23 protein-coding genes are annotated in these 23,311 nt (G+C 45.9%); 13 read left to right on the top strand and 10 right to left on the bottom strand.

Features of this window, described 5'->3' with window-relative positions; translation table 11 throughout:
• The first annotated feature begins 8 nt into the window (after positions 1 to 8).
• Positions 9 to 95: a hypothetical protein gene (locus tag OA79_RS18610; RefSeq protein WP_442919194.1), complete on the top strand. Its 87-nt coding sequence runs from the start codon at positions 9 to 11 to the stop codon at positions 93 to 95.
• Positions 96 to 233: 138 nt separating this feature from the next.
• On the opposite strand, the gene OA79_RS10240 is transcribed toward OA79_RS18610, so the two are convergent.
• From OA79_RS10240 to OA79_RS10215, 6 genes are all read right to left on the bottom strand, one after another.
• A complete protein-coding gene (locus OA79_RS10240) occupies positions 234 to 1,223 on the bottom strand; it encodes an LLM class flavin-dependent oxidoreductase (protein WP_063333137.1) in 990 nt (329 codons plus the stop codon).
• A 111-nt stretch (positions 1,224 to 1,334) separates the two neighbouring features.
• A complete protein-coding gene (locus tag OA79_RS10235) occupies positions 1,335 to 3,683 on the bottom strand; it encodes a fatty acid cis/trans isomerase (protein WP_063333136.1) in 2,349 nt (782 codons plus the stop codon).
• Positions 3,684 to 3,792: 109 nt separating this feature from the next.
• Positions 3,793 to 4,395, bottom strand: a complete 603-nt coding sequence (locus OA79_RS10230; protein ID WP_063333135.1) for a hypothetical protein — start codon at positions 4,393 to 4,395, stop codon at positions 3,793 to 3,795.
• Between the two features lie 68 nt (positions 4,396 to 4,463).
• The gene (locus tag OA79_RS10225; RefSeq protein WP_063333134.1) at positions 4,464 to 4,844 is read right to left on the bottom strand and encodes a YacL family protein; all 381 of its coding nucleotides are present in this window, start codon (positions 4,842 to 4,844) and stop codon (positions 4,464 to 4,466) included.
• 11 nt (positions 4,845 to 4,855) lie between these two features.
• Positions 4,856 to 5,833: a ribosome biogenesis GTPase YlqF gene (ylqF, locus tag OA79_RS10220; RefSeq protein WP_063333133.1), complete on the bottom strand. Its 978-nt coding sequence runs from the start codon at positions 5,831 to 5,833 to the stop codon at positions 4,856 to 4,858.
• A gap of 242 nt (positions 5,834 to 6,075) precedes the next feature.
• Positions 6,076 to 6,684 carry an acyl carrier protein phosphodiesterase gene (locus OA79_RS10215; RefSeq protein WP_063333132.1) on the bottom strand — a complete coding sequence of 203 codons (609 nt, stop codon included), beginning with the start codon at positions 6,682 to 6,684 and terminating at the stop codon, positions 6,076 to 6,078.
• Between the two features lie 232 nt (positions 6,685 to 6,916).
• Between OA79_RS10215 and OA79_RS10210 the strand changes: the two genes are divergently transcribed.
• The 6 genes from OA79_RS10210 (at position 6,917) to OA79_RS10185 (ending at position 13,419) form a co-directional block, all read left to right on the top strand.
• A complete protein-coding gene (locus OA79_RS10210; protein WP_063333131.1) occupies positions 6,917 to 8,446 on the top strand; it encodes an ABC transporter substrate-binding protein in 1,530 nt (509 codons plus the stop codon).
• A 73-nt stretch (positions 8,447 to 8,519) separates the two neighbouring features.
• Entirely contained in the window at positions 8,520 to 9,500 is a 981-nt protein-coding gene (locus tag OA79_RS10205; protein ID WP_063333130.1) for an ABC transporter permease, read from the top strand.
• Positions 9,497 to 10,435 carry an ABC transporter permease gene (locus OA79_RS10200; RefSeq protein ID WP_063333129.1) on the top strand — a complete coding sequence of 313 codons (939 nt, stop codon included), beginning with the start codon at positions 9,497 to 9,499 and terminating at the stop codon, positions 10,433 to 10,435. The genes OA79_RS10205 and OA79_RS10200 overlap by 4 nt, the downstream gene beginning before the upstream one ends.
• A 2-nt stretch (positions 10,436 to 10,437) precedes the next feature.
• Entirely contained in the window at positions 10,438 to 11,436 is a 999-nt protein-coding gene (locus OA79_RS10195) for an ABC transporter ATP-binding protein (protein ID WP_063333128.1), read from the top strand.
• Positions 11,433 to 12,443 (top strand): ABC transporter ATP-binding protein, encoded by a 1,011-nt coding sequence (locus tag OA79_RS10190; RefSeq protein WP_063333127.1) that lies wholly within the window; start codon positions 11,433 to 11,435, stop codon positions 12,441 to 12,443. The genes OA79_RS10195 and OA79_RS10190 overlap by 4 nt, the downstream gene beginning before the upstream one ends.
• A 37-nt stretch (positions 12,444 to 12,480) precedes the next feature.
• Complete coding sequence (locus OA79_RS10185; protein WP_063333126.1) at positions 12,481 to 13,419, top strand: LysR family transcriptional regulator; 939 nt, start codon at positions 12,481 to 12,483, stop codon at positions 13,417 to 13,419.
• On the opposite strand, the gene OA79_RS10180 is transcribed toward OA79_RS10185, so the two are convergent.
• Positions 13,416 to 15,035 carry a putative bifunctional diguanylate cyclase/phosphodiesterase gene (locus OA79_RS10180; protein WP_063333125.1) on the bottom strand — a complete coding sequence of 540 codons (1,620 nt, stop codon included), beginning with the start codon at positions 15,033 to 15,035 and terminating at the stop codon, positions 13,416 to 13,418. The genes OA79_RS10185 and OA79_RS10180 overlap by 4 nt on opposite strands.
• Positions 15,036 to 15,196: 161 nt before the next feature.
• Between OA79_RS10180 and dbpA the strand changes: the two genes are divergently transcribed.
• The 4 genes from dbpA to OA79_RS18215 all read left to right on the top strand — a co-directional run bounded on the left by dbpA (position 15,197) and on the right by OA79_RS18215 (position 18,571).
• Positions 15,197 to 16,579, top strand: a complete 1,383-nt coding sequence (gene dbpA, locus OA79_RS10175) for an ATP-dependent RNA helicase DbpA (RefSeq protein WP_063333124.1) — start codon at positions 15,197 to 15,199, stop codon at positions 16,577 to 16,579.
• Positions 16,580 to 16,584: 5 nt separating this feature from the next.
• Positions 16,585 to 16,974 (top strand): hypothetical protein, encoded by a 390-nt coding sequence (locus tag OA79_RS10170; protein ID WP_063333123.1) that lies wholly within the window; start codon positions 16,585 to 16,587, stop codon positions 16,972 to 16,974.
• Positions 16,975 to 17,016: 42 nt separating this feature from the next.
• The gene (gene guaD, locus OA79_RS10165; protein WP_063333122.1) at positions 17,017 to 18,321 is read left to right on the top strand and encodes a guanine deaminase; all 1,305 of its coding nucleotides are present in this window, start codon (positions 17,017 to 17,019) and stop codon (positions 18,319 to 18,321) included.
• Between the two features lie 91 nt (positions 18,322 to 18,412).
• A complete protein-coding gene (locus tag OA79_RS18215; RefSeq protein ID WP_156486249.1) occupies positions 18,413 to 18,571 on the top strand; it encodes a hypothetical protein in 159 nt (52 codons plus the stop codon).
• A gap of 29 nt (positions 18,572 to 18,600) precedes the next feature.
• On the opposite strand, the gene OA79_RS10160 is transcribed toward OA79_RS18215, so the two are convergent.
• Positions 18,601 to 19,104, bottom strand: a complete 504-nt coding sequence (locus OA79_RS10160; protein ID WP_063333121.1) for a hypothetical protein — start codon at positions 19,102 to 19,104, stop codon at positions 18,601 to 18,603.
• 155 nt (positions 19,105 to 19,259) lie between these two features.
• Here OA79_RS10160 and OA79_RS10155 point away from each other — a divergent pair, with 155 nt between their 5' ends.
• Entirely contained in the window at positions 19,260 to 20,504 is a 1,245-nt protein-coding gene (locus OA79_RS10155) for a multidrug effflux MFS transporter (RefSeq protein WP_063333120.1), read from the top strand.
• Between the two features lie 79 nt (positions 20,505 to 20,583).
• Here the strand turns inward: OA79_RS10155 and OA79_RS10150 are convergent, their stop codons facing one another.
• Together OA79_RS10150 and OA79_RS10145 are read right to left on the bottom strand one after the other, a co-directional pair.
• The gene (locus tag OA79_RS10150) at positions 20,584 to 21,147 is read right to left on the bottom strand and encodes a TetR/AcrR family transcriptional regulator (protein ID WP_063333119.1); all 564 of its coding nucleotides are present in this window, start codon (positions 21,145 to 21,147) and stop codon (positions 20,584 to 20,586) included.
• A 108-nt stretch (positions 21,148 to 21,255) separates the two neighbouring features.
• Positions 21,256 to 21,672: a GFA family protein gene (locus tag OA79_RS10145; protein ID WP_063333118.1), complete on the bottom strand. Its 417-nt coding sequence runs from the start codon at positions 21,670 to 21,672 to the stop codon at positions 21,256 to 21,258.
• A 763-nt stretch (positions 21,673 to 22,435) separates the two neighbouring features.
• Here OA79_RS10145 and OA79_RS10140 point away from each other — a divergent pair.
• Complete coding sequence (locus tag OA79_RS10140) at positions 22,436 to 23,305, top strand: M23 family metallopeptidase (RefSeq protein WP_231908849.1); 870 nt, start codon at positions 22,436 to 22,438, stop codon at positions 23,303 to 23,305.
• Positions 23,306 to 23,311 lie beyond the last annotated feature (6 nt).

Below are 23,311 nucleotides of genomic sequence, written 5' to 3'. Positions count from 1 at the left end.
TTGAATACATTGAAGTATTTTATAACCGAAAGCGGCGTCATGCATTTTTAGATTACGTAGCGCCAGTTGATTATGAGGCTCAGTATGCCTCTTAATTATTTTATCCGTTTTATTGTGGCAACCTCAGAGTAAAATTAAAAATTTTCACTCTGACCCTTTTATTACAACCGCGAACCAAATGCCTTTCATGGGGAATCAAATGGGTCTGACCCCTTAGCCTGCCCCTTAACGACCTACCCCACCAATCCTTCTCTCACTTCCGCCATCAAGCGCAGTGACTTCAATCTCGCGTCGGCATCGTGAATCGGCATGGAAATAATGAGTTCGTCTATGCCTGTGGACTCAATGAAGCGCTCTAACTGAAAGGCCACGGAAGCTTTTGACCCCACCACGGCGTATTGCAGCATATGCTCTACCATGTGTTTTTCAGGCGCGGACCAAATGCCTTCCATGGAATCCACCGGTCTTGGGAACGGACGATTGCGATCACGGCGCAAATTGACAAATTGCTGTTGCGCTGAGGTAAACAAGTATTGAGCTTCTTCGTCTGTGTCGGCCACCACCGCCATGACACCCGCCATAGCGTAAGGCTGATCGCCCTCTTCGGCGGCGTTAAAATGACGTCGATAAGTGGTCAAGGCTTGGTGTAGTTGGTCAGGCGCAAAGTGAGAAGCAAAAGAATACGGCAAACCAAATTGCGCGGCGACTTGCGCACTGTACAAGCTGGAACCCAGCATCCAGATCGGCACTTGTGTACCAAAGCCTGGCACGGCACGAATGCCCTTCTCTTGGTTACTGAGATAACCTTGTAGCGCTTGAACATCGTCTGGGTAAGAATCCACCCCCGCATCCATATTGCGACGCAAAGCACGCGCTGTCATCATGTCGGTGCCAGGTGCTCGCCCTAAGCCCAAATCAATACGCTGCGGATAAAGTTCCGCCAAGGTGCCGAACTGTTCCGCTATCACTAAGGGAGAATGATTGGGCAGCATGACGCCACCGGAACCAAGACGAATGTCTTTTGTGTGCGCGCCAAGGTGCGACAGCACCACGGAGGTGGCGGAACTGGCCACACCAGCCATGCCATGATGTTCAGCGAGCCAAAAGCGCTTGTAGCCCAAAGCTTCCGCTGTTTGCGCCATTTTGACGCTCATTTTTAGTGAATCTGCGACCGAAAAGCCATCAGCAACGGGCGCAAGATCGAGAATGGAGAAAGGAATCATAAAACCTACTCAAAGAATGTAAACAATACCTTGATAGTTGGCCCTGAGCCGCTCAGTTACAAGTCATCAATCATGCAGCAAATACTGAAACCCATTTAATGAGCGCCTTGCTTAACGATTTTCCAAACGGTTGAAGTCCAGAATACCACTTTCTCTAGGTCGATCTTGTTTGTTTAAGCGTGCGATAGCGTCACTGACTGACCAGAAATTTGGATGAGTCCGACGAATACCAAAACCGTTCAGTAATTCTAGGTAATCTTGTCGAGTTTGCATCGCGGCAATTTGCGCTGACCAACTTTGTAATTCCGACGCTTCCACTTGCATCAGCACATTTGGGTAATCCCCCAATACGCCTTTCACTATGGTCACACCGTCTTCTTGTGGTAAACGGGTCGATTCTTCATCCAACAAACTGGAAATGTTGGCGTGAGCTTTATTGTGAATCACACTCAGTACCTCAAGCGGTTCGCCTTGGCGCGTCACTAATACTGTGACCACATTGGGCAAATACTGGATACCACCACCTTGCACTTGCTGTAATGACAATAATGCCGTTACATCGTCCGCAGCCAGCTGACTTTGCTGAAGGTCATAACTCTGATCCAAAATGTCGCTTAACTTAGTCCGCAGCATTTCATACAGCTCGGCTTGGTGATCGGAACGACTGTATTGGATGTCAGACTGAATCCCAACCTTGATGTAATCACTGAAAATGTAATCTTTGATAATCTGGTTGGCATCACGATACCAATACTGACGAATACGCTCTCGGTCTTCTTTTGGTAGCAACATAAGGAAGTTCATTTCCCCTTCCATCCGCAAGAAATCCATGTACAAACGGGTGACCAATTGGTGACCCACGTTGCCATACACGTCAAAGCCCGCCACCAACAAATAATGAATACGCTCTAATAATGGGTAATCGATCACCCAAGCCGTTTTTGGATGCTGCCCCACCATACCACGTACTACCGAGGCGTTATCGAAGTGACGGAAAATGGTCAAAGCGGCATTTTGGTTGCCGCCATCCCCGTCCCAGATTAAATCCAAATCCAACGAGATACGATTTTTGACTTCCTTTTGCATCAACTTGGCTTTCGCCGACAAATAGGATTTTTGCTGCTCGGAAAACATCACCCAAGAAGCGATAGATAAGGTATTACTGGATTCCACCGCCGGCATGTCTAAGTCTTTCACCTGATTTTCTAAGAAGTCTGCGGAGCTTTTGTTGTAGGCGACTTCAGGGTCAAGGAAATACACCCAGAACTGTTCGTTGATAACATTTACCGCCACTTGACCACGACATACTGGCCCTTTAATGAAGGCCATGATGGTTTTCTGGGCATGATCCAGCAAGAAACGATAGCGAGCGTAAGGTGGAATGTCTCGGAACGCCATGAAAGGATTGGTGGCCACTTCGGGCTCATAGCTAGGTAAGGCGGTAACCTGATAGTCCACACCATAGAAGAAAGACTGCCAACGTTGGTAGCGAGCATCATCCAAACGCATGGGGATGTGATTTTTCTGTACCTTCACTTCAGGGTCTGACCACAAACGATAGTAAACTCGTTTCACACCCGGATCATCGTAAGGGCGTCGCGTGGCGATACGGTCTATTGGTTCACCTGGCGGCGTGCTAGAGCGCACTAGACGAAAACGAAACGCCTCACCATCGTCCAAATACATTGAGTAAAGGTACAAATGTTCATAGATGTATCGCGCCACCAGCTGGTCTTTCAGACTATCGCCATTTAGACGACTTTCCCAAAGGTCAACCTGCTGCTGTAATGCTTCTGCAACTGGGGTGGGCGCTGGCATTTTGCCACCGCTCGCCAACCAACGGCTTAGTACATCGTATTCCGCATCCGTTAATTGCGGTAAACCATAAGGCATTCCCCACTTCGGGTAATCCTTCTCAAATTGGTCGTATTCCTCGATACTCACACATTGCTGATCACGGGCGAGACTAAAGTCATAATCCTCATCTAATACCGGCTGAGTAAACTCGCCTTGCTGCTTACGCAAAGCAATGGCTCGATACAACAAACTGCCTTCTAAGTTAGCCGCTGGTGATTGACCTCGTTCGTTAAGTACGGGGTGAAAGCCTTTCTGACGCCATTCATCTGTGGTTTTACCATCAATGAATAAGCGTGACGGCGTGGCCGCAAGTAAACGTGTGCCATCATAAACCAAATCTTTTGATCCACCGCGCTCGATGCCTTCGGAGGCGGTTAACTTAAGCTGGCAAGGGGCATCGTAACAAGCATGGCAGGAAACACAGCGTGAATCTAAAATGGGTTTCACTTGCTGCTGGTAAAATTCGGCTTCTTGACTGGAAACGGATTGCTCTCGATTCTCTGGCGTGGCGGAACCAAACACGGAGTCCAATTGTTGCGTGGCATAAGCCGCACAGCCTGTCACAACAATCAAACTCAGCAACACCATCAGCCAACGAGACATAATCCTTCATTCCTTTTTTACTTAGTATTCTAAATAGCGTTCGAGGTGTTCAATGAAACCTCATAAAAAAAACGCCACTGCTGGCGTTTTTTTAAGGTCAATTTATTCTTTATTGCTCGTCTTCAGCCCGATCATCATCAGGGTAGTCATCTGATAATTCATAAGAATCTTCCCCCATGTCTTCGTTTGCCATGAGCAAGGCTTCTTCGTAAGCACCACCAAACTCAATACGAGTGATGTCATATAAATCGTATTCAAAGGTGTCATCAAACCAACGAGCATCGGAGCCAATTTCTTCCAGCTCATAAGTCACGGCATCGGCACGGATAACGCGACCAATCTCACAACTGTCCGGTTCGACTTCTTCACGGTGCAACGTGACAAGGCCATATTCTTCGCTGATGTCCATCAGCAACACCGCCAAGTCGTCTAAATCCACCTCGGGATCCGCCACGTCTTCTTCTCGAAGGGCTAAGACACGTTTTTGAAAATCATTAAAAGGAGCCGGATGAGCGAAGTCACTTATGTCTTCTAAAAACAGAATTTGATAACCGTTGAGACGCACACTGTCATCTACTAGTTGGAGCAAAACCATTTCTTCATTGGCATCCACGACAAAACCGTCTGACCAGCTGTCTGGGCCATCCAGTTCTTCACGAAAAATGCGCACTACATTTTTTCGAGTACGGGCTTTTTCCAACTCAATGAGCATATCGGCTCCCTAAAAATACGTAAATTTCAAACACCTATTAGTGTAAACCTAGCCAGCGCGTGGAACAACTATTGCAGCACGTCATGCCAGTTTTCTATCATTTCAACCAAGTCTTCCAAACCACATTCGGCCTGAATTCCATCGGTTGAGGTTTGATAGAAGCTGTCTTGCGAATCAAACATGGCTTTGATTTCTTCTTCCGCCGCATTTAGATCCACTTGCCTGGCCACATTAACGCCTTCTTCACTGATCACAACACGAAAAGGACCATGGGAAAATTCAGTGGTTTCTTTTTCTGTCTCAGCTAAACGAGCGGCCATGAGCACACGCTGAATCATCTCCAGTTCGCGCACAAATTCGCTTACCCATTCACCGATCGCTGCGAATTCGTAACCCGTGTAAATACGATAATTGCTTTCTTCTTGATCAAAGGCTATTTCATAATCCATGGCCTTGAACCTCACTCTTTGTCTTCATGTTGTTGCTGCTGTCTTCGATATTCTTGATTGTTCGCTTGCTGACGCTGTGGCACAGCGGCCGCCAAACGCGCTAAACGCTCTGCTTCTTTTTTCGCTTTCGCTTCTTCTACTAAACGCTCTTCATGGGCGATCATTTCGGGTGTTTCCATCACGTATGGGCCGATTGCACCAGTACGTACGTCGTTCAGAAACACTTCCGCGGCTTTATGCATGTCTACCTTGCCACCAGAACGCAAAGCCCCTCGCTTTGAACCAATCACTTTTAAGGTTTCATAAGGATCGCTTTGCACTTCTTTCAGCTTGTAACGTGTTGTCAGTGCATCTAAGTAGTCGGCGATAAAAAATTTCAATCCCGCCAAGGCCACATCTTCATAGTCAATCGCTGTGTCGCGCACCGCGCCCGTGACCGCCAAACGATAGCTGGCATCTGGATTTTCAATTTTAGGCCACAAGATGCCTGGGGTGTCTAACAGCTGAAAGCCTTCTTTCACTTTTAACTTTTGTTGAGCTTTCGTTACCGCTGGCTCATCACCAACTTTCGCCACTCGACGTCCTAGCAAAGCATTCATCAAGCTGGATTTACCCACATTAGGAATGCCTGCAATCATGGCTCGAATGGGTTTTTCCGCTGACCCTCGATGAGGCACCATCTGGGCAACCCATTGACTGATTTTAGCGACATCACTTTTGTCCAATGTGGAAAATGGGTGCGCTAGAATGGTTTCGCTACCGCGCCAATGAGCCAGCCATAAATCTAAACGGGCTTTATCCGCCAAATCTTTTTTATTCAATAAACGCAGCACTGGAACGTCGCCACGAAGGGTATTAAGCATAGGATTTTGACTGGAGTCTGGGATGCGTGCATCCAATACTTCGATCACTATGTCAACTTGCGTCATCACCTCTTCGATTTCTCGACGCGCCTTGTTCATGTGTCCTGGATACCACTGAACGCCCACCCTTATTCCCCTTTCTTTATCTGTTTCTTGCTGGCTGCGGATTCTAGCACAAGTTCACACTAAGAATGACACATTCCTGAATAATCTGATTGCTGCCTCAATGAGCAAGAGCCTGACCTAGGTCAACACCCTCAAGTAACGATTCCGCCTATACTGCAAGCGTCATCTAAATGAGCGTTATGGCTTCTGCACCTGACGCATTGTATTTTGATGACTGTTCTCTCGATCGAGCCATTTAAGGCTCATTCTGCCGAGGTTATGTGTGTGATAACCTCGGCTTTTTTCGTTTGCAGGGCAACAAATTCCAGCAAATCCGGATACAACTTAAGAAACGGCTGCTCAGCCTGTTCAATCACTTGCGGTAACTCGTCGACAAAATCTTGCAAGTGATGACCATGTCGCCAACGCCTCATGATGGAATGAATCGCCTTTTCAACGCCGTCCACCTGACCTAAATTCGCTAACCAATTATAGTCTTCTAGAGACTCAATCATGCGCTTTAAGCGCTCTGGCGTTCTGGATTTATCTTCCACCAAACCGTCAACGGCGCGCTGACAAAATGAGGCTAACGACTCATCACTGAACCTTGACCAGTACTGTATCAACCAATAATCCATTGCGATGTCTTGCACTATGCCAGCAAAACGTCGCCTGCCTTGCCTTGGCATGACTCGAAAGGCCACACTAGCAGGATGTTCATCGACCATCACGTCCACCATTTGATGCAAACGCCAACCTCGGTATAAGTCTTCATCTAGTTGAGAAGCAACCACAGGAAAATCCCCCAGCAAATTACCGGCCCAAGAGGTGTTCGTCAGGCTGGCGATATGCAGGTGAGCAAAGTAATTCATATCACTTTTCTCCCAGTTGGCAGACAAGCAAACTTGTCTAAATGCGTCATAAGTCGATCTCGTCCTGTCTTTTTTTCGTCATTTTTGTCAGAATACTCTCTTGTCTATATGGTCAAAATCTAATAATTAAACGCCAACATTCAGACCAAACAGACACCTTCACTCGACAACTTACGTCAATAGAAGGAGGAAGCATCGCTTTCAAAGGCATCACAAAAGAGACCATATAAGAATGAAACCAACGGTTATTATAGTTGCTTGCTTGAGTATTCTCCTCAGCAGTCACACCTTATCTGCCACTCTTAGAATGGCGTTTGACGCCGACCCGATTTCCCTCGACCCGCATGAACAATTATCTGAAGGGACGCTGCAATTCTCCCATTTGGCATTTGATCCACTGTTAAGATGGCAACAAAACGGCACCTTTGAAGCAAGGTTAGCGACGCATTGGCAGGCCATGACGCCCTCCACCACGCGTTTTTTCTTACGCCAAGGCGTAACCTTCCATTCTGGCCATCCACTGACTTCGGCCGATGTGGTCTACACCATTAACCGACTAAAGCATTCGGCGGATTTTCGAGCCATGTTTGACACCATACAATCCGCCAAAATCATTGATGACTATACGTTTGATGTTATCAGCGCCAAACCCAATCCGCTCATACTCAACATCATGACCTATGTGTTTCCAATGGATAAAGCCTTTTATCAAGGCAAAGATGAAATTGTAAAATACGGTGAAACCTTTGCTTCTCGTCATGTATCGGGTACTGGCCCCTTCATTTTAGAAAAGCGTGAGTTAGGCTCACGAATGGAATTCAAGCGCAACCCAAATTATTGGGATACCGCGTCGCCTGGTAATGTCGACACATTGATTTCCACGCCCATTCATACCGATGCAACGCGCTTAGCGGCCTTGTTGTCCGGCGATGTGGATTTCATCTTCCCCATCTCCCCCATCGACATCCAGCGTACTCAACAGACAACGGGCATTCAATTGGTCACCATGCCCAGTACTCGCATCTTGCTATTGCATATGAATCAGACAAGGCGCAAAGAATTTAGGGATGTTCGGGTGCGTAAAGCCATTAACCTTGCCATTAATCAGTCATTGATCGTGGATAAGATTTTACGCGGCTATGCCACGCCAGCGGGTCAGCTCAGCCCTAACCGTTTCCTTGGCCATGTGGCTGAATTACAACCTGACTACGATCTTCAACAAGCTCGTCAGCTGATGAAAGCAGCCGGTTACGAACAGGGCTTTCGAATCAGTATGATGGCACCAAACAATCGTTATACTAATGATGAAAAAGTCGCTCAAGCCGTGGCGGCCATGCTGGCAAAGATCAACATCAAAGCCGATTTAAAAACCCTACCAAAAGCACAGTACTTTAAAGAATTCGATGACCGAAGTGCGGACATGATGATGTTGGGCTGGCAGTCGGACACTATGGATTCCAACAACTTATTTGAATTTATTATCGCTTGCACGGATGCCAAAACCGGCCTTGGCGCTTATAATGCCAGTGAATATTGCAACCCAAGCATCACCGATGATATTCGCCAAGCCAACCAAGAGCTCAACCCTGAAAGACGTTTACGCTTGTTACAGGGCATTGAAAAGACACTCTATCAAGACTCTGCCATTGTGCCTCTTTATTGGCAATTTCTGACTTGGGCGGCCAAAGATAAGGTCAAAATACAAGACGTCATCAATGACCGAAACTACCCTTATATTGGAGATCTGATCATTGAAGAATAATGTATCCTTACAGCTCATGATGCATGCCTTGCTGTCCAACGGCACATTCACCAGCGGAGAGTTAATCTAATCCATGTTAGCGTTTTTACTACGCCGTTTAATACAAGCCTGTTTTGTCTTAATTGTCATCAGCTTAATTAGCTTTGCCATCCAAGACAAATTAGGTGACCCCGTCAGACAAATGGTCGGTATGACAACGACGCCTGAAGTGCGAGAACAACTTAGAGAAGAGTTGGGGCTCAATGATGGCTTTATTACCCAATACACAAGATTTGCTAAAAACGCATTGGCTGGAGATTTCGGCACCTCTTACTACTATAAAGAGCCCACCATTGATGTCATTCTGAAAAAATTGCCCGCCACATTCGAGCTGGCTTTTTGCGCCATTTTACTGGTGGTATGCATCGCAACCCCCTTTGGTGTGATCACCGCGATTCATCCTAAGCACCTTGTTTCACGTTTGATCATGTTGGTCAGTTCGATTGGCCTTTCCATCCCAATCTTTATCATCGCCATCTTTATGGTGTACGTCTTTTCCATTCAGTGGAATCTTGCGCCAAGCTTTGGTCGAGGTGAAACAACCGTCTTATTTGGTTTTTGGGAAAGCGGCCTATTTACTAAGGATGGTCTGAGTCATTTACTGTTACCCAGCCTGTCTTTAGCGATTGCCCTGATCCCGATTTTTGTGCGCCTGATTCGCTCTGAAATGAGCGAAGTACTGCAATCCGAATACATTCGATTTGCTTGGTCAAAAGGCCTGTCCGCACCGCGCATTTATTTCTTTCATGCCCTGAAAAACACCATGCTGCCCATTATTACCATTGGCGGTATTCAAGCAGGTACCTTAGTGGCTTACACCATTCTGACCGAAACCATCTTCCAATGGCCCGGTATGGGGTTTCTGTTCATGGATGCCGTGAGCCGAGTCGACACGCCCTTAATTTCAGCCTACTTGATGGTGGTCGGCGGTATGTTCGTGGTAATGAATACCTTCGTAGATCTGATCTATGGCTTGGTTAACCCAACTGTTCGCTTAGCGAGTCATGGCCTATGAAGCACATTAAACCCGATTTAGCTGCGCCCATTCCTGGCAGTCGCTGGCGTCATATGCTCAGCGGTTTTGCCGGTGACAAGTTGGCTATGCTGGCTTTGTTCATCTTTTTATTTTATTGCCTAGTGGCCTTATTGGCCCCTCTGGTTGCACCGTTTGATGTCGATGATCCTGCCTTTATGGATCTATTGAATGCCGAAATTGCCCCAAGCTGGATCAGTCACGATTATCGTTTTTTACTGGGCACAGATGGGCAAGGCCGAGACCTCTTATCAATCATTTTATATGGCACCAGACTGTCACTTACCATTGGCGTTTGCGCGGTTATTTTGCAAGCCAGTATTGGCATTTGCATTGGCTTAATTGCCGGCTATTTAGGAGGACGAGTCGATAACTTCTTAATGCGTTGTGCCGACATCCAGCTGTCGTTTTCCAATATGATGGTGGCCATCGTTTTCTTAGCGGTTTTCCAGTCTATTTTCGGTGTCGCCATGTACCAACAACTGGCCATGCTGGTGCTGATTTTGGTCATCGGGCTAACCGAATGGCCACTGTTTGCCCGAACCATTCGTGCCTCAGTACTGGCTGAAAAGCAAAAAGAGTATGTGGATGCGGCGCGAGTCATGGGCATCAGTCAGAAGCGCATCATGTTTCGTCACATTTTGCCCAATACTCTGTCTCCAGTGTTGGTCATTTTTACCGTTCAAATTGCCAACGCCATTGTCGCCGAAGCCGCGTTGTCTTTCTTAGGGTTAGGCATGCCGTCTACCGAGCCGTCTTTAGGTTCGCTTATTTCAGAAGGCGTGTCTTACATGTTTGCGGGCTCTTGGTGGATCTGTGTGATTCCAAGCACCACCCTGATCATTTTAATACTGGCCATGAACTTACTGGGTGATTGGTTGCGCGACCACCTCAACCCAAGGGCTTACAAAGACTGATTATGAATTTGTTAAGTGTCGACCATTTAAACGTCAATTTTCATTTTAAGAAGCGGGAACTCACAGCGCTGATTGATGTTAGCTTTAATTTAAAACGAGGCGAGCGTATCGCCATTGTCGGCGAGTCTGGGGCAGGAAAGTCCATTTTGGGCTTTTCCATCGTCAACTTAATTGGTAAACCTGGGTACATTCACTCAGGCGCCATTAAGTTAGAAAACAAAGACATTACCAAGATGAGCTTGCGCCAACTGCAAGACATTCGAGGCAAACGAATTGCGATGATTTTCCAAGATCCAATGATGACATTAAACCCCGTCATCACAATCGGTGATCAGTTAGTCGAGACCATTCGTAGCCACACTAAAATCAATTATAAAGATGCAAAAAACATTGCCATTGAAAAGCTGAGAAATGTTCAAATTGCTTCGCCTGAAAGACGCTTTGATCAGTACCCACATGAGTTATCCGGTGGTATGCGCCAACGCGTTATCATTGCCTCTGTATTGCTGTTAAACCCAGACATTATCATTGCCGACGAACCCACCACCGCGCTGGATGTCACCATTCAAGCGGAAATACTGCAACTACTGTTAGCCATCTGCCGAGACAATGGCGTGGCCTTGATTCTGATTAGCCACGATCTCGGCGTGGTATCCAAAGTCGCGGAGCGCACCTTGGTGATGTACGCGGGTCAAATAGTGGAAGAAGGGCCAACCTTAGAAATCATCAATGATCCCCAGCCCCCTTACACCCAAGGCCTGTTAAATGCGCTCCCGCAAATGGCCTTACCAGGGCAAAGATTAAACCAGATTAAAGGCAGTATGCCTTCTTTGGCTGAACGGCCTAGTGGTTGTGCCTTTCATCCGCGTTGTCCGTATGCCACCGACAAATGTCGTACTCAACAGCCTGAATTCATTTACAGCGGTGTCTCCAGTGTCGCCTGTTTCATGGTGGAAGACATGCTCAGTGAATTTAGCCAAGATGATGAGGGGCAACTATGACGCATCCACTCATTCAAATCAGCGGCCTAGAAAAAACCTTCTCATCGGAAACGGGTTGGTTCGGTCAATGGCACTTACCTGGCTTTAAAGGTCGCGGAAAAACCGATCAAATTTACGCACTGAATGGCGTTAACCTCACCATTTATCAGGGCGAAACACTTTGTGTGGTTGGCGAAACTGGTTGCGGAAAATCCACTTTAGCTCGGTCTATCATGGGGTTAGATGAGCCAAGCGCTGGCGAAATCCATTACTTGGATCAGCGCATTGATCACCTTAACAATCGTCAAAGAATGCTGTTCCGTCGGCGCATGCAAATGGTGTTTCAAAACCCTTATGCCTCGTTAAACCCGCGTATGACGGTATATCAGACACTGAGTGAGCCCATTGCCTTCCATAATCCGCAATTGTCTCGTCTCGATGTCGACGAACAGGTGGAAACCTTGCTTGAGTCCGTTGGCATCAGCGCCAACAGCTCCGACCGCTATCCTCATGAGTTCTCTGGGGGGCAACGTCAGCGAATCAGCTTGGCGCGAGCCTTGTCGGTCGAGCCAGAATTTATTGTCGCGGATGAACCTCTCTCGGCATTAGACGTTTCGGTTCAGGCGCAAGTACTGAACCTGATGATGGACAAGCAGGAAGAATACAATCTTAGCTACCTTTTCATTACTCATGATCTGGCGGTGGTTGAACACTTTGCCAACCGAGTCGCTGTCATGTACCTAGGTCGCATCTGCGAATTGGCCAATACCAGCACCTTGTTTAGCGCCCCCAAACACCCTTACACCCAAGCCTTGTTGTCAGCCATTCCAAGACTGGATAGTACGGCCGCCGACCCTATTCGCTTGATTGGTGAGGTGCCAACCCCAACCGAAAAACCCATCGGCTGTGTTTTCCAAGCTCGCTGCCCCTATGCCAATCCACGTTGTTACAGCGAATCACCAGAGATGAGATTACAAAGTGACGGCAGCAGCGTCGCTTGTCATGCCATTGAGGAGAGTCGTTTATGATGTCGCCTCGCCTTATTCTCGCTCGGAGGGTCATGTTATGGAAATAAGATGGCTTGAAGACTTTATCGCATTGGCCAAAACACGCCATTTTTCACGGGCCGCTGACGAACAGAATGTGACGCAACCGACCTTTAGTCGTCGTATTAAATTGTTAGAAGAAGAAATGCGCGTGACGCTCATTGATCGCAACACCTTACCTCTGTCTCTTACGCCAGCAGGCGAAGTCTTCTTGCAGACAGCAGAACTAATTACTCGTCAAATACGAGACACCAAAGAGCGCTGCCAAGAAATCCGTAAACAGGAGGAATCACAGGTTCGCTTTGTGACCACTCAGACCCTATTCTTGAGTTTTTATAAAGAAGTCATTGAGCCTTTTTGTCAGAACATCGAATTAGACTTAGACATTAATATGAAATCCAGCTCTTGGCTGGGCAACGACTTTGTCAATTCGCTGGTAAATCAACAATCCGACATCATGATGTGCTATTGGCACCCCGCCATCAACTTCATTCGCACCCTTGATGACGAACAATACGAACACCTCGTCATTGCCAAAGAAACCCTCATTCCTTGCAGCGCCACGGAACCAACAGGTGAACCCAAATTCACCTTACCAGGCGCGAAAAGAAAGCCTTTGCCTTATATTGGCTATTATGAAAATTCATTCTTACAGTCGGTGATACACCATCACCTACAGCGTCAGCGAGACATACCTCAGCTGCAAACTCTGTCCGAGAATTATCACTCAGTGAGTATCAAAGCCATGGTAAAAGAAGGCTATGGTATTGGTTGGATTCCACGCCGATTAATGATGGATACGTTGAATTATGGCAAGGTCGCACTGGCCGGAGAAGAGCATTGGCACATACCATTAGAGATACGTTTGTATCGCTCTAAGTTCAATCAAAACCCGAATTTAACCCAGTTCTGGGAAGCATTGAAACAACGCATTGCACGTGATGGATTATTAGATTAAGCATCGTTGGATTCGTTTAATGCCAGAATCATCGGGTCACTGCTCATGGAACTGGCACCAAACGCCTTACTGAATAAGTAACCTTGACCAACATCGCAGCCAAACTGACACAATAAGTTGAGTTGATCTTCATTGGCAATCCCTTCTGCAATCACCTTTAAGCCTAACTTGTGGCTCAGACTGATAATGGCATTGGTCAACGCGGCATGACTTTGATCTTCAATGATATCGCGAATAAAGACCTGATCAATTTTAATCGAATGGAAAGGCAGATCTTTCAAATAACTGAGGCTTGAGTAACCCGTACCAAAGTCATCAATGGCTAGACTAAAACCAAGCTGGCTCATTTTTCGTAACAACTCAGCACAGCCGACGGCATCCTCTATTAGAATCGACTCTGTCACTTCAATTTCAAGGGATTTCGGATTGACCTGATAACGCTCTAATAAGGTTAATAAATTGGGCAGAAAATCCTCACGCTTCAACTGAGCCGCAGAACAATTGACGGCAATAGGCGGTACTTTCAACCCCTGATTTTGCCACTCTACGATATGACGAAAGGTCTGTTCGAACACCCATTCACCCAAAGACAAGATAATGCCTGACTGCTCTGCAATGGGCACAAATTCCGCGGGAGATACGCTGCCTAACTCCTCGTCCTCCCAACGCAACAACGCTTCTAAACCAACACATTGTTGTGTCACAAGGTCCACTTTAGGTTGAAAATGCATCTCTAACTGTTGATTTTCAATGGCAAGGCGTAAACGGGTTTCAATCCGAACATTGCGCGCAAAACGACGCCCCATCTCACCATCGTAGAAATGATAGGTCGCTCGGCCTGAACGCTTCGCTTCATAGACAGCCAAATCGGCATTTTTAATCAAGGTCATGGCATTGGTACCAAACTCTGGGTACCAGGCCACACCGATCGAACAACCAATGTTTAACGTCAGGCCATCAATAAAATACGTCTGACTGACCTGTTGAATGACTTCTTTTGAAAGAGACTCTAAATGCGAAATCGGCTGATCCGGCTGAGCTTCCAACGCCACTAAAAAGGCATCGCCACCAAAATAACCAAGTAAAGCCTGATCAGGAAACACTGACGTTAAACGCTGAGCGACCTTGGCCAACAACTTATCACCCACCTCATGACCAAAGGCTTCATTAATGGTTTTAAAGTAATCCAGATCCAATACAAAGGTCGCTAGCCATTTTGATTCCTTCTCGCACACCACAAGCCGCTCTGTTAATAGCTGCTGTACTTTGTAACGACTTAATAACCCCGTCATTGGGTCTATTTCAAAATCTTGATTGGCAAGCACTAATGCTTGTCGATGAGAGCGATTCAAGCAATGAACAAAGAGACCAAAACCAATGCCCAGCAAGGTAAAGATCAAACCAGGCGTGATAACAAACAGCCAATTTACGCCAGCCAATCGTCCTTCCATCGGCAGCGCATGAGAGGTTGTTTGCAAGACATAGTCAAGCAATTCCATATCCTCTTCGACATGACGGATTTCCGCCAAATAAATGGTTAGGCTAGTTAACAAACCACAAAAAAAGACCAACCCAAACATAAAAAATGGAGACTTGTTACTCACAACCTTATTCATTCCACCGCCGTCACGTATGCCATTCTTAACACTTTTCCTTGAATTCCATTAACTCTACCTAAAAACCCTAACTCGAACACGGAATATCTCATTGAAAAGGGCATTTATACTATTTTTCTGCTATTCTCTGGCAAAATTTTATTCGATTAGACAGGCCTTTTGTGACCCAATTCCAAGATACTCTTAAGCAACAATTACCCACTAAACTAACCAGTCTGCTTTCAGACATGGGGTTTACCCGATTCACGCCGATTCAGGAGCAAAGTTTGCCCCCAATTATGGATGGCAAAGACATTCTGGCTCAGGCTCAAACCGGCAGTGGTAAAACACTTGCGTTCGCTATCGGCGTGTTGCTTAAAATCAATCCACGTTTTTTTGGCGTCCAAGCTTTGGTCATGTGCCCGACTCGCGAACTGGCCGATCAAGTATCAAAAGAAATCCGCAAAGTGGCTCGATTTCAAGAAAACATCAAAGTATTGAGTCTGTGTGGCGGCATGCCATTCGGCCCGCAAATTAACTCGTTAGAACATGGCGCTCACATTGTCGTCGGCACGCCCGGCCGCTTAATGGAGCATTTGCGTAAAGGCACATTGCGTTTAAACGCATTGAACACCTTGGTTTTAGACGAAGCGGATCGCATGTTAGACATGGGCTTTGTTGACAGCATTCGTGAAGTCGTTGAGCTCACCCCAAAAGAAAAACAAACCTTACTCTTCTCTGCCACCTATGGTGACAACATTGAAGCGCTGAGTGCTGAATTTCAACGCCAGCCAATCAATATCAAGGTCGAAGTACAGGAAGACTTAAAACCCAACATAGAACAATTCTTCGTACGCAGCGAAAACGCGAACAAGACCACTACCTTATTAAGTTGTTTGCAACATTTTGCCCCGCGCCAAGCCATTGTGTTTTGTAACACCAAAGCCGAATCACAAGTCGTGGCGGACTGGTTAGATGATCACAAAGTGGCCGCACAAGCCATCCACGGTGATTTGGAGCAAAAACAGCGAGATCAAGTATTAGTGCGTTTTAGTAATCAAAGCAGCTGTATTTTAGTCGCAACCGATGTGGCGGCCCGTGGCATCGATGTGAAAGAGATTGATCTGGTCGTCAACTATGACACCACCCGAGACACTGACGTTCATACTCACCGTATTGGGCGAACTGGCCGTGCGGGTGCCGCAGGTATTGCGGTCAATTTAATTACCTCAAAAGACGATTACAAAGTGCGTGACATTGAAAGTCGTTTTGACACCAAAGCCAACTTTATTGAATTAGAGGAAGCGGATCTGACGTATCGGTTAGTACCGGAAAAAACCACCATCGCCTTTGATGCTGGACGCAAAAATAAGCTTCGTCCAGGTGATATTCTAGGGGCGTTAACCGCAGGTTTGGGGTTAGACAAACAGCAAGTGGGCAAAATCGATATTTTTGATTTCCATGCTTACGTGGCCGTTGATAACCAAGTCGCGAAAAAAGTCGTGAAAGCACTAGAAAACAAAAAGATTAAAGGCCGTAATATTCGTGCGCGTATTTTAAGGTAATCACCATGACAAGGATGTACGCTCTTATTCAAGCCCCTTGGTTGCAACTCGTTGGCTTCTTGGTCGGCTTTATTGTCATCAGTCTTGCCACCTTAACACCAATGGAACAACTGCCTGCTGTCCCAGGGTCAGACAAGTTGCATCATGTCATTGGTTTTGGGGGCTGGGCCTTGATGTGTGCATTTGGCCCTTTTAAACGCTTTTTTTACCTGTCTGTGTTCATTATTCTATGGGGCGGCGCCGTTGAATTGATTCAACCCAGTGTCAATCGATATGGCGAATGGTTAGATTTCTATGCCGATACGCTGGGAGTTTGCCTCGTTGTCATCCTCCGAGCCACCCTATTCTATCGCGTCAAAATTCGCCAACTTAGTGAAAGCCAAGACAAGAACTGATAAAGTATAACCGTTCGGTCAAATATTTTAGAGAGAGACAAGATGACGCAATTAAAAGCTTGGCGTGCGGCCATTGTTCACTGTATTGCAGACCCAAAAGACGTGGGTACAGAAGCCGCTTACGAATATTTTGAAGATGGCTTATTGGTGGTCGATGGCGATCAGATTCACGCTTTGGGTGATGCCAATACCTTAATACCGAATTTGCCAGACTCTCTTCAAATTGAGCATCATCCGAACGCCATCATAACGCCGGGCTTTATTGACACTCATATTCATTATCCACAAACGGATATGATTGGTTCTTATGGCGAACAATTGCTGACTTGGCTCAATACCTATACCTTCCCAGAAGAGTCCAAATTCAGCGATAAAGATCATGCTCGTGATGTCGCAGACCGCTTTTTAGCGGAGTTATTACGTAATGGCACCACCACGGCCTTAGTCTTTGGGACGGTTCATAAGGTGTCTGTGGATGCTTTTTTTGAAGCCAGCCAAGTACATAACTTGCGTATGATTTGTGGCAAGGTCATGATGGATCGTAACGCCCCTGATTACCTGACCGATACACCTGAAACGAGTTATCAAGAAAGCAAACAACTGATTGAAAAATGGCATAATAAAGGTCGCTTACACTATGCCATCACGCCAAGATTTGCGCCAACCAGCTCAGATCAGCAGCTGGCGTTAGCCGGCAAATTACTCAGCGAATACGATGATGTTTACCTGCACACGCACTTATCTGAGAACAAAGACGAGTGTGCTTGGGTACAAGAACTCTTTCCAAACAGTCAGCACTATCTTGATGTCTACGATCAAAATCAACTGCTCAGTGAACGCTCTGTGTTTGCTCATGGCATTCATTTGTGTGATCACGAATACCAACGATTGAACGAAACCGGATCGGCCATCGCCTTCTGCCCCACCTCCAATCTGTTTATTGGCAGCGGTTTATTCAAACTCAGCAAAGCCGAGCAGCATAACGTCAATGTGGGTTTAGGAACGGACGTCGGCGGCGGCACCAGCTTTTCAATGCTGCAGACAATGAACGAAGCCTACAAAGTCATTCAGCTGCAGAATGAAAACCTAAACCCAATCAAATCATTGTACTTATCCACCTTAGGTGGCGCTAAAGCACTGCGACTGGAAGATAAAATTGGTAACCTTACGGTAGGCAGTGAAGCGGATTTTATCTTATTAGACAAGCAGGCCACGCCTTTACTTCGTTCACGCTTGGCCTTGTCGAAGAACATAGAAGAAAGCCTATTTGTTTTCATGACCATAGGAGATGATCGAGCGATTCAAGCCACCTTCTCAGCTGGCCAATGCGTTCATCGTCGAACTTAAAACCAGGTCACAGACGTCATGAATAGGATGAAACAAGAGGTATTATTCATGACGACTTTTTCCCTCAATATAACGAAGGAGCCAAGCTAGTATGCACTCTCAAGCCGTCATTGCTCTGGGCGCTTTTGCCATTTTTTTTGTTGGCATTGCGTTAACCATTTGCTTGGTGACAGTGAAAAAAATGCGCCAGCAAAATGCCAATAAAAAGACACCAACGGCAGCAAGTTCAGATAATCAGAAAAATCATTAGGCCGTAAAGAAACACAGTTGACCTTGTCATTAAGGATACAGCCGCACAATGCCCGTTTTGCCTTCAAAATCCCCCAGTATCCAAACTTTTTCAAACACATGAGGTTCTGGAATACAGATTAAATGCTCTACGGCTTTAATGTCTTCTTGTCGCCAAGCCGGATGCGCATTGCGAATGACTAACCACACGCGCTCGGTTTGATAACGTTTGCCCGCTTTATTTTCTAAAATCTTATTCAGGGCTTTTAATAACCGCTCTTCCACTGGTTCTTGTTTTAATTGCGCAAGTACCTGATGGGTCTGAGGCGTCAAATGCCGTCCAAGGATTTCCATCGCCTCTTCTTCGGAACCATATAAATGCGCAATTTCCAAATCGAGCCGCTCCCCTTCAAATACACACGAAACATCTGGGCGCATTGGATCATTGTGCCATATGTGACGAATCGGCTTGCCGGTGTTTCTTTCATAACAACGCATAAAGAGTTTAGCGGCTTGATGCTCTAGCTCGATTTTCTCTCTCTCACTGTCTTGCATTGACACCTCCTAGATACGACATTAAGCGATTGTCCACTTCCTTATTTTGTACACATAAACGCCAACGGAACGTCATAAATCCTAAGTATAATATTAAATTATCTGAACTCATTTCCAGTGGGTTCACCAGCTTAAACCACCCCAATGGAATCTCTATGGAAAACGCCCATAACAATACTCAGGCTTCTGGCATGCAGGCAAAGGAATTCACTATTCTGGTCGCCCTTCTTATGTCAATTGTTGCCATCTCAATTGATGCTCTCTTACCGGCTTTGGGTATTATCGGCAATGACCTTGGTGCCGTCACGGCTAACCAACCACAGTTGCTGATCAGCATGTTATTTTTGGGTATGGCATTAGGACAACTGATTTGCGGCCCGCTTTCAGATGCTCTAGGTCGCCGTCCAGTCTTATTTTCAGGCTTCGCCCTTTACCTTATTGGTACCTTAATTTGCTATCAAGCAAATAACCTTGAAATGCTAATGATCGGTCGATTTATACAAGGTTTAGGCGTTGCTGGACCGTATATTTCAGCCATTTCACTTGTACGTGATTTATTTCACGGTGCGCAAATGGCCCGCATCATGTCGTTGGTAATGATGATTTTTGTACTGGTACCGGCCATTGCGCCGACACTCGGCCAAGGCATTATGCTGATCTCTGACTGGCGTGGTATTTTTGAGCTGTATCTCGTTTACGCCATCATTTTGATGCTGTGGATCTTCTTCCGTTTAAAAGAAACCCTACCTAAAGAACAGCGCATTGCGTTTTCGACGAAAGGCTTTTATGACGGCTTTAAAGAAGTTATCACCAACCGAATCACCGCAAGCTATACGATTTGTATGGGGTTATTTTTTGGTAGCTTTATTGGCTATTTGAACTCGTCTCAGCAAATTTTTCAGGTGCAATTTGAAACAGGCAATATGTTTTCACTCTACTTTGGCTTATTGGCTTTGGTCCTAGGCGTATCATCCCTAATCAACGCGAGAGTGGTGGAAAGCTATGGTGCTCGACACATTGCCTTTCGCGCCATTTGCTTAGTCGTGGTGGCGTCAGCGATTTTCTTAAGCCTACATGCCTTTGTGGACATTAATCTGTGGATGTTTATGCTCTACGCCAGCGTCTTATTTTTCTGCTTTGGTTTGCTGTTTGGTAACGTCAATGCCCTGGCCATGGAGCCTATGGGGCACGTCGCTGGAATCGCCTCAGCCATCATTGGTTCCGTCTCTTCTATCATGTCCATGTCAATCGGCACCGTGATAGGCCAATTGTATGACAATACATTGATTCCTATTTCAGCAGGCTTTGTGATCATGGGCTCTCTTGCCCTCGCCATTATGTTTTGGGCTGAAAAAGGTCGTATCGAAGACCTACCGGAAGTCGGAAGCGCCTCGGCCTAACACTTCACGAACACCTCATGAACCAAACAAGCTCGCACGATGAATAGGCAATCGTTGCGAGCTTTTCTGTTTTGTTACTCTAGTGGTTGCCAATAATCGGCTGTAACTCGGACAACAACTCCGCTTTCGAAATGGCCGGTTGTTTTAGTAAAGCTGGCAACAGCAAAGATCGCCGCGTGACGGCATCCAGCAATCGATAGATGTCATCTGGCACTTGATAAACGTCTTTCCAACGCACCAGTATAATTTCAAGCTGCCCTTCAAATTGCGCAAAAAGTGCCATCGAGGTGGCCGACATTTTATGCTGTTCACCAATGAAAATACGATACACAGCCAGCCTCTCAGGTTTCGAAACCCACGTATTCCAAAGGTTCAGCCAAGCTGTCAAAGCCTCTTGTGATGCGGATTGCTGACACGCGTCGAAGGTTGCCGACAAGCTTTGCTCAGCGGCCTCAGATACGCTTTCTAGCACCTGCTCCCACAAAACCAATTTGGTCGGAAAGTTACTGTAAACCGTCGGTTTAGAAACGGCGGCGGCATTTACGACTTGATCAATACTCGTACCTTGATAGCCTTGTATAGTAAACAACTCACAAGCCGCCGACACAATATGGTGTTTTTTACTGGGTCTTCCCCTAGCCATGTTTCCTCTAACCTTAGTTGAAGCATGTCATGCCTCATTCTAACCAATTAATTTTAATACGCCGCCAAATAGGCCTTCATCCAAGAAAATGACTTATCAGTCAACACACTATGGTTGCCCTTGAAAAACGGTCATGCCTTCTGGGATATCATACCAATCTTGTTTTTCCGACACCCAAATGTGAGCAGAGGGTTGGATGATGGAGGTGTCCTCTAAGGTACTGGGTTTTAACTTAAGTAGATCTGGTTTAGCCGGATCAAAATGATAAATCCGATTACCGCATGTCACACAGAATTTAGCGGCGGAAACATTACCACTGTCCGAACCGCGTTGCCAATCAGCCAACTCGCCTTCAATTAGCAACTGCTCTTTATCCACCATGGCGGTAATACTAAACGCACTTGTAGAAAGCTTTTGACACTCTTTACAGTGACACGCCACGATCATTTTGGGTGCTGACAACAGTTGATACTGAACGCTGCCACACTGACAAGCACCACGAACTGGGTATTTTGCATCACTCATAAGTCACTCCTTTTGAACCACGTCTTTTAAGTCGCACCAAATTGATAAAAACAGATATCAGTCAAGCATTTAACCATCACTTCATACACGACAAACGATAGAATACCTCCGACAATAGGCAAACTAAAAGCAATAAATGGCCCTAAAGGAACACGCCAAGAGGTTAACCACTATAAACTTGCGGTATTTAGCTCAGCAATTAGGATATAAGATAAATCGAATAGCATGTATTACCAATAAATCCGACTGATTCATAACTGAATCAATCCCACAATGCTTTATACCGCCCACCCCTTACTTTGAACGCCTTCAAGCCAAGCGGCAAACCTGCTTCCACATGACAAAACAGACAAGACAGACAGACAGACAAGACAGCTTATAGACAAGCCATTTAAAACCACTGTCAAATCGCATTACTCTGTCACAATCACATTGTCATCTCTACTGACGGTAGACAATTGTGAACGCAAACACTATCCGACTTAGCTTCGAGTTGTTACAATCAAAAACCTTACTTACAAAATGAAACATTTATGTAAGAAAGAAAAGGTACTTTAGGTATGAAAACTGCCTAAAAACAAGGAAGCCGTATACAAAGATTAGCAATATGATGTAAATCGTATGCTTTCTATTCAAATCTTCTTTCGGTCAAGCGGTCATGATGTTGGGATACAAGTAAGCAATGAAAGATAATGTAACAATATCAGTCTCTTCTATTCATGGAAGTAAGCATTTTAGCTTTGGAAAGAAGTTTCGACACACTATGAAAGTGTTGAGTTACATAGTGTTTGTTGGTGTGATCGTCACAGGCATTGTTATTTATTATCTCGTCCATGAGGCCGAGTTTGCCAAACTTAAACAGAAAGAGCTTGAAACAAAATATTCATCGGTAAATCGTGAACTCACTGCCTTAACGGCCTTAAAGTCCACCCTTGAGCACGATTTATCAGAGCGTGAGGAGCGCATGCAGCTGGTCTCCGACAGGCTTAATGATTTAGAAAACGTACTTGGCATGAGTGATCAAAATGGTGCCGAGTTGGAATCTCGTTTAGATACCGCTACTATAACCACATCGATGCGCGTCATGATGTTAACGCAAATCCCTAGTGGTCCACCGGTCATCAATGCTCGAACGTCATCAGGATACGGTAAGCGTAAACACCCAGTAACAGGGATTGTAAAGTTCCATCGCGGTCAAGATTTTGCGGTCAATACCGGAACACCAATCTATGCACCGGCAGACGGTGCGGTCGAAGTGATTCGTCCAAGCAACAAAGGCTCTGGCAACTATTTAAGAATATTTCATGCTTATGGTTTTTCGAGTTCCTACTCTCATTTAAGCAAATTTGCCGTTAAACGCGGTGACTTTGTGAAAAAAGGGGATTTGATCGCCTATTCAGGAAACAGTGGTTTATCTTCTGGCCCTCATCTTCACTATGAAGTTAGGTTTGTTGGACGAGCTCTAAACCCGAAACCCTTTATAAGTTGGAATGTAGATAATTTCGATACAATATTTGAAAGTGTAAGAGGTATAGGATGGGAATCTTTGGTGGGTCAAGTACAGTTAAGAGTCAGTCGTCAGCTACAACTCTCATCGCAGAAGGTTGCACTATTAATGGACACATCCAAGTAGCGAGCC

Source organism: Marinomonas sp. TW1 (assembly GCF_001625355.1).
In the GTDB taxonomy this organism is placed as follows: Bacteria; Pseudomonadota; Gammaproteobacteria; order Pseudomonadales; family Marinomonadaceae; genus Marinomonas.
This window is presented reverse-complemented; position numbering and strand designations above follow the sequence as displayed.

What these genes read in the sequence shown, in the direction of transcription:
- OA79_RS10210 (WP_063333131.1), top strand. Translation starts at nt 6,917, where the DNA reads ATGAAACCAACGGTTATTATAGTTGCTTGCTTGAGTATTCTCCTCAGC.
- OA79_RS18215 (WP_156486249.1), top strand. Translation starts at nt 18,413, where the DNA reads ATGCACTCTCAAGCCGTCATTGCTCTGGGCGCTTTTGCCATTTTTTTT.
- OA79_RS10185 (WP_063333126.1), top strand. Translation starts at nt 12,481, where the DNA reads ATGGAAATAAGATGGCTTGAAGACTTTATCGCATTGGCCAAAACACGC.
- OA79_RS10150 (WP_063333119.1), bottom strand. Translation starts at nt 21,147, where the DNA reads ATGGCTAGGGGAAGACCCAGTAAAAAACACCATATTGTGTCGGCGGCT.
- OA79_RS10140 (WP_231908849.1), top strand. Translation starts at nt 22,436, where the DNA reads ATGAAAGTGTTGAGTTACATAGTGTTTGTTGGTGTGATCGTCACAGGC.
- OA79_RS10205 (WP_063333130.1), top strand. Translation starts at nt 8,520, where the DNA reads ATGTTAGCGTTTTTACTACGCCGTTTAATACAAGCCTGTTTTGTCTTA.
- OA79_RS10215 (WP_063333132.1), bottom strand. Translation starts at nt 6,684, where the DNA reads ATGAATTACTTTGCTCACCTGCATATCGCCAGCCTGACGAACACCTCT.
- OA79_RS10160 (WP_063333121.1), bottom strand. Translation starts at nt 19,104, where the DNA reads ATGCAAGACAGTGAGAGAGAGAAAATCGAGCTAGAGCATCAAGCCGCT.
- OA79_RS10235 (WP_063333136.1), bottom strand. Translation starts at nt 3,683, where the DNA reads ATGTCTCGTTGGCTGATGGTGTTGCTGAGTTTGATTGTTGTGACAGGC.
- OA79_RS10195 (WP_063333128.1), top strand. Translation starts at nt 10,438, where the DNA reads ATGAATTTGTTAAGTGTCGACCATTTAAACGTCAATTTTCATTTTAAG.
- OA79_RS10230 (WP_063333135.1), bottom strand. Translation starts at nt 4,395, where the DNA reads ATGCTCATTGAGTTGGAAAAAGCCCGTACTCGAAAAAATGTAGTGCGC.
- OA79_RS10190 (WP_063333127.1), top strand. Translation starts at nt 11,433, where the DNA reads ATGACGCATCCACTCATTCAAATCAGCGGCCTAGAAAAAACCTTCTCA.
- OA79_RS10180 (WP_063333125.1), bottom strand. Translation starts at nt 15,035, where the DNA reads ATGAATAAGGTTGTGAGTAACAAGTCTCCATTTTTTATGTTTGGGTTG.
- OA79_RS10240 (WP_063333137.1), bottom strand. Translation starts at nt 1,223, where the DNA reads ATGATTCCTTTCTCCATTCTCGATCTTGCGCCCGTTGCTGATGGCTTT.
- OA79_RS10170 (WP_063333123.1), top strand. Translation starts at nt 16,585, where the DNA reads ATGACAAGGATGTACGCTCTTATTCAAGCCCCTTGGTTGCAACTCGTT.
- guaD (WP_063333122.1), top strand. Translation starts at nt 17,017, where the DNA reads ATGACGCAATTAAAAGCTTGGCGTGCGGCCATTGTTCACTGTATTGCA.
- OA79_RS10200 (WP_063333129.1), top strand. Translation starts at nt 9,497, where the DNA reads ATGAAGCACATTAAACCCGATTTAGCTGCGCCCATTCCTGGCAGTCGC.
- OA79_RS10145 (WP_063333118.1), bottom strand. Translation starts at nt 21,672, where the DNA reads ATGAGTGATGCAAAATACCCAGTTCGTGGTGCTTGTCAGTGTGGCAGC.
- OA79_RS10155 (WP_063333120.1), top strand. Translation starts at nt 19,260, where the DNA reads ATGGAAAACGCCCATAACAATACTCAGGCTTCTGGCATGCAGGCAAAG.
- OA79_RS10225 (WP_063333134.1), bottom strand. Translation starts at nt 4,844, where the DNA reads ATGGATTATGAAATAGCCTTTGATCAAGAAGAAAGCAATTATCGTATT.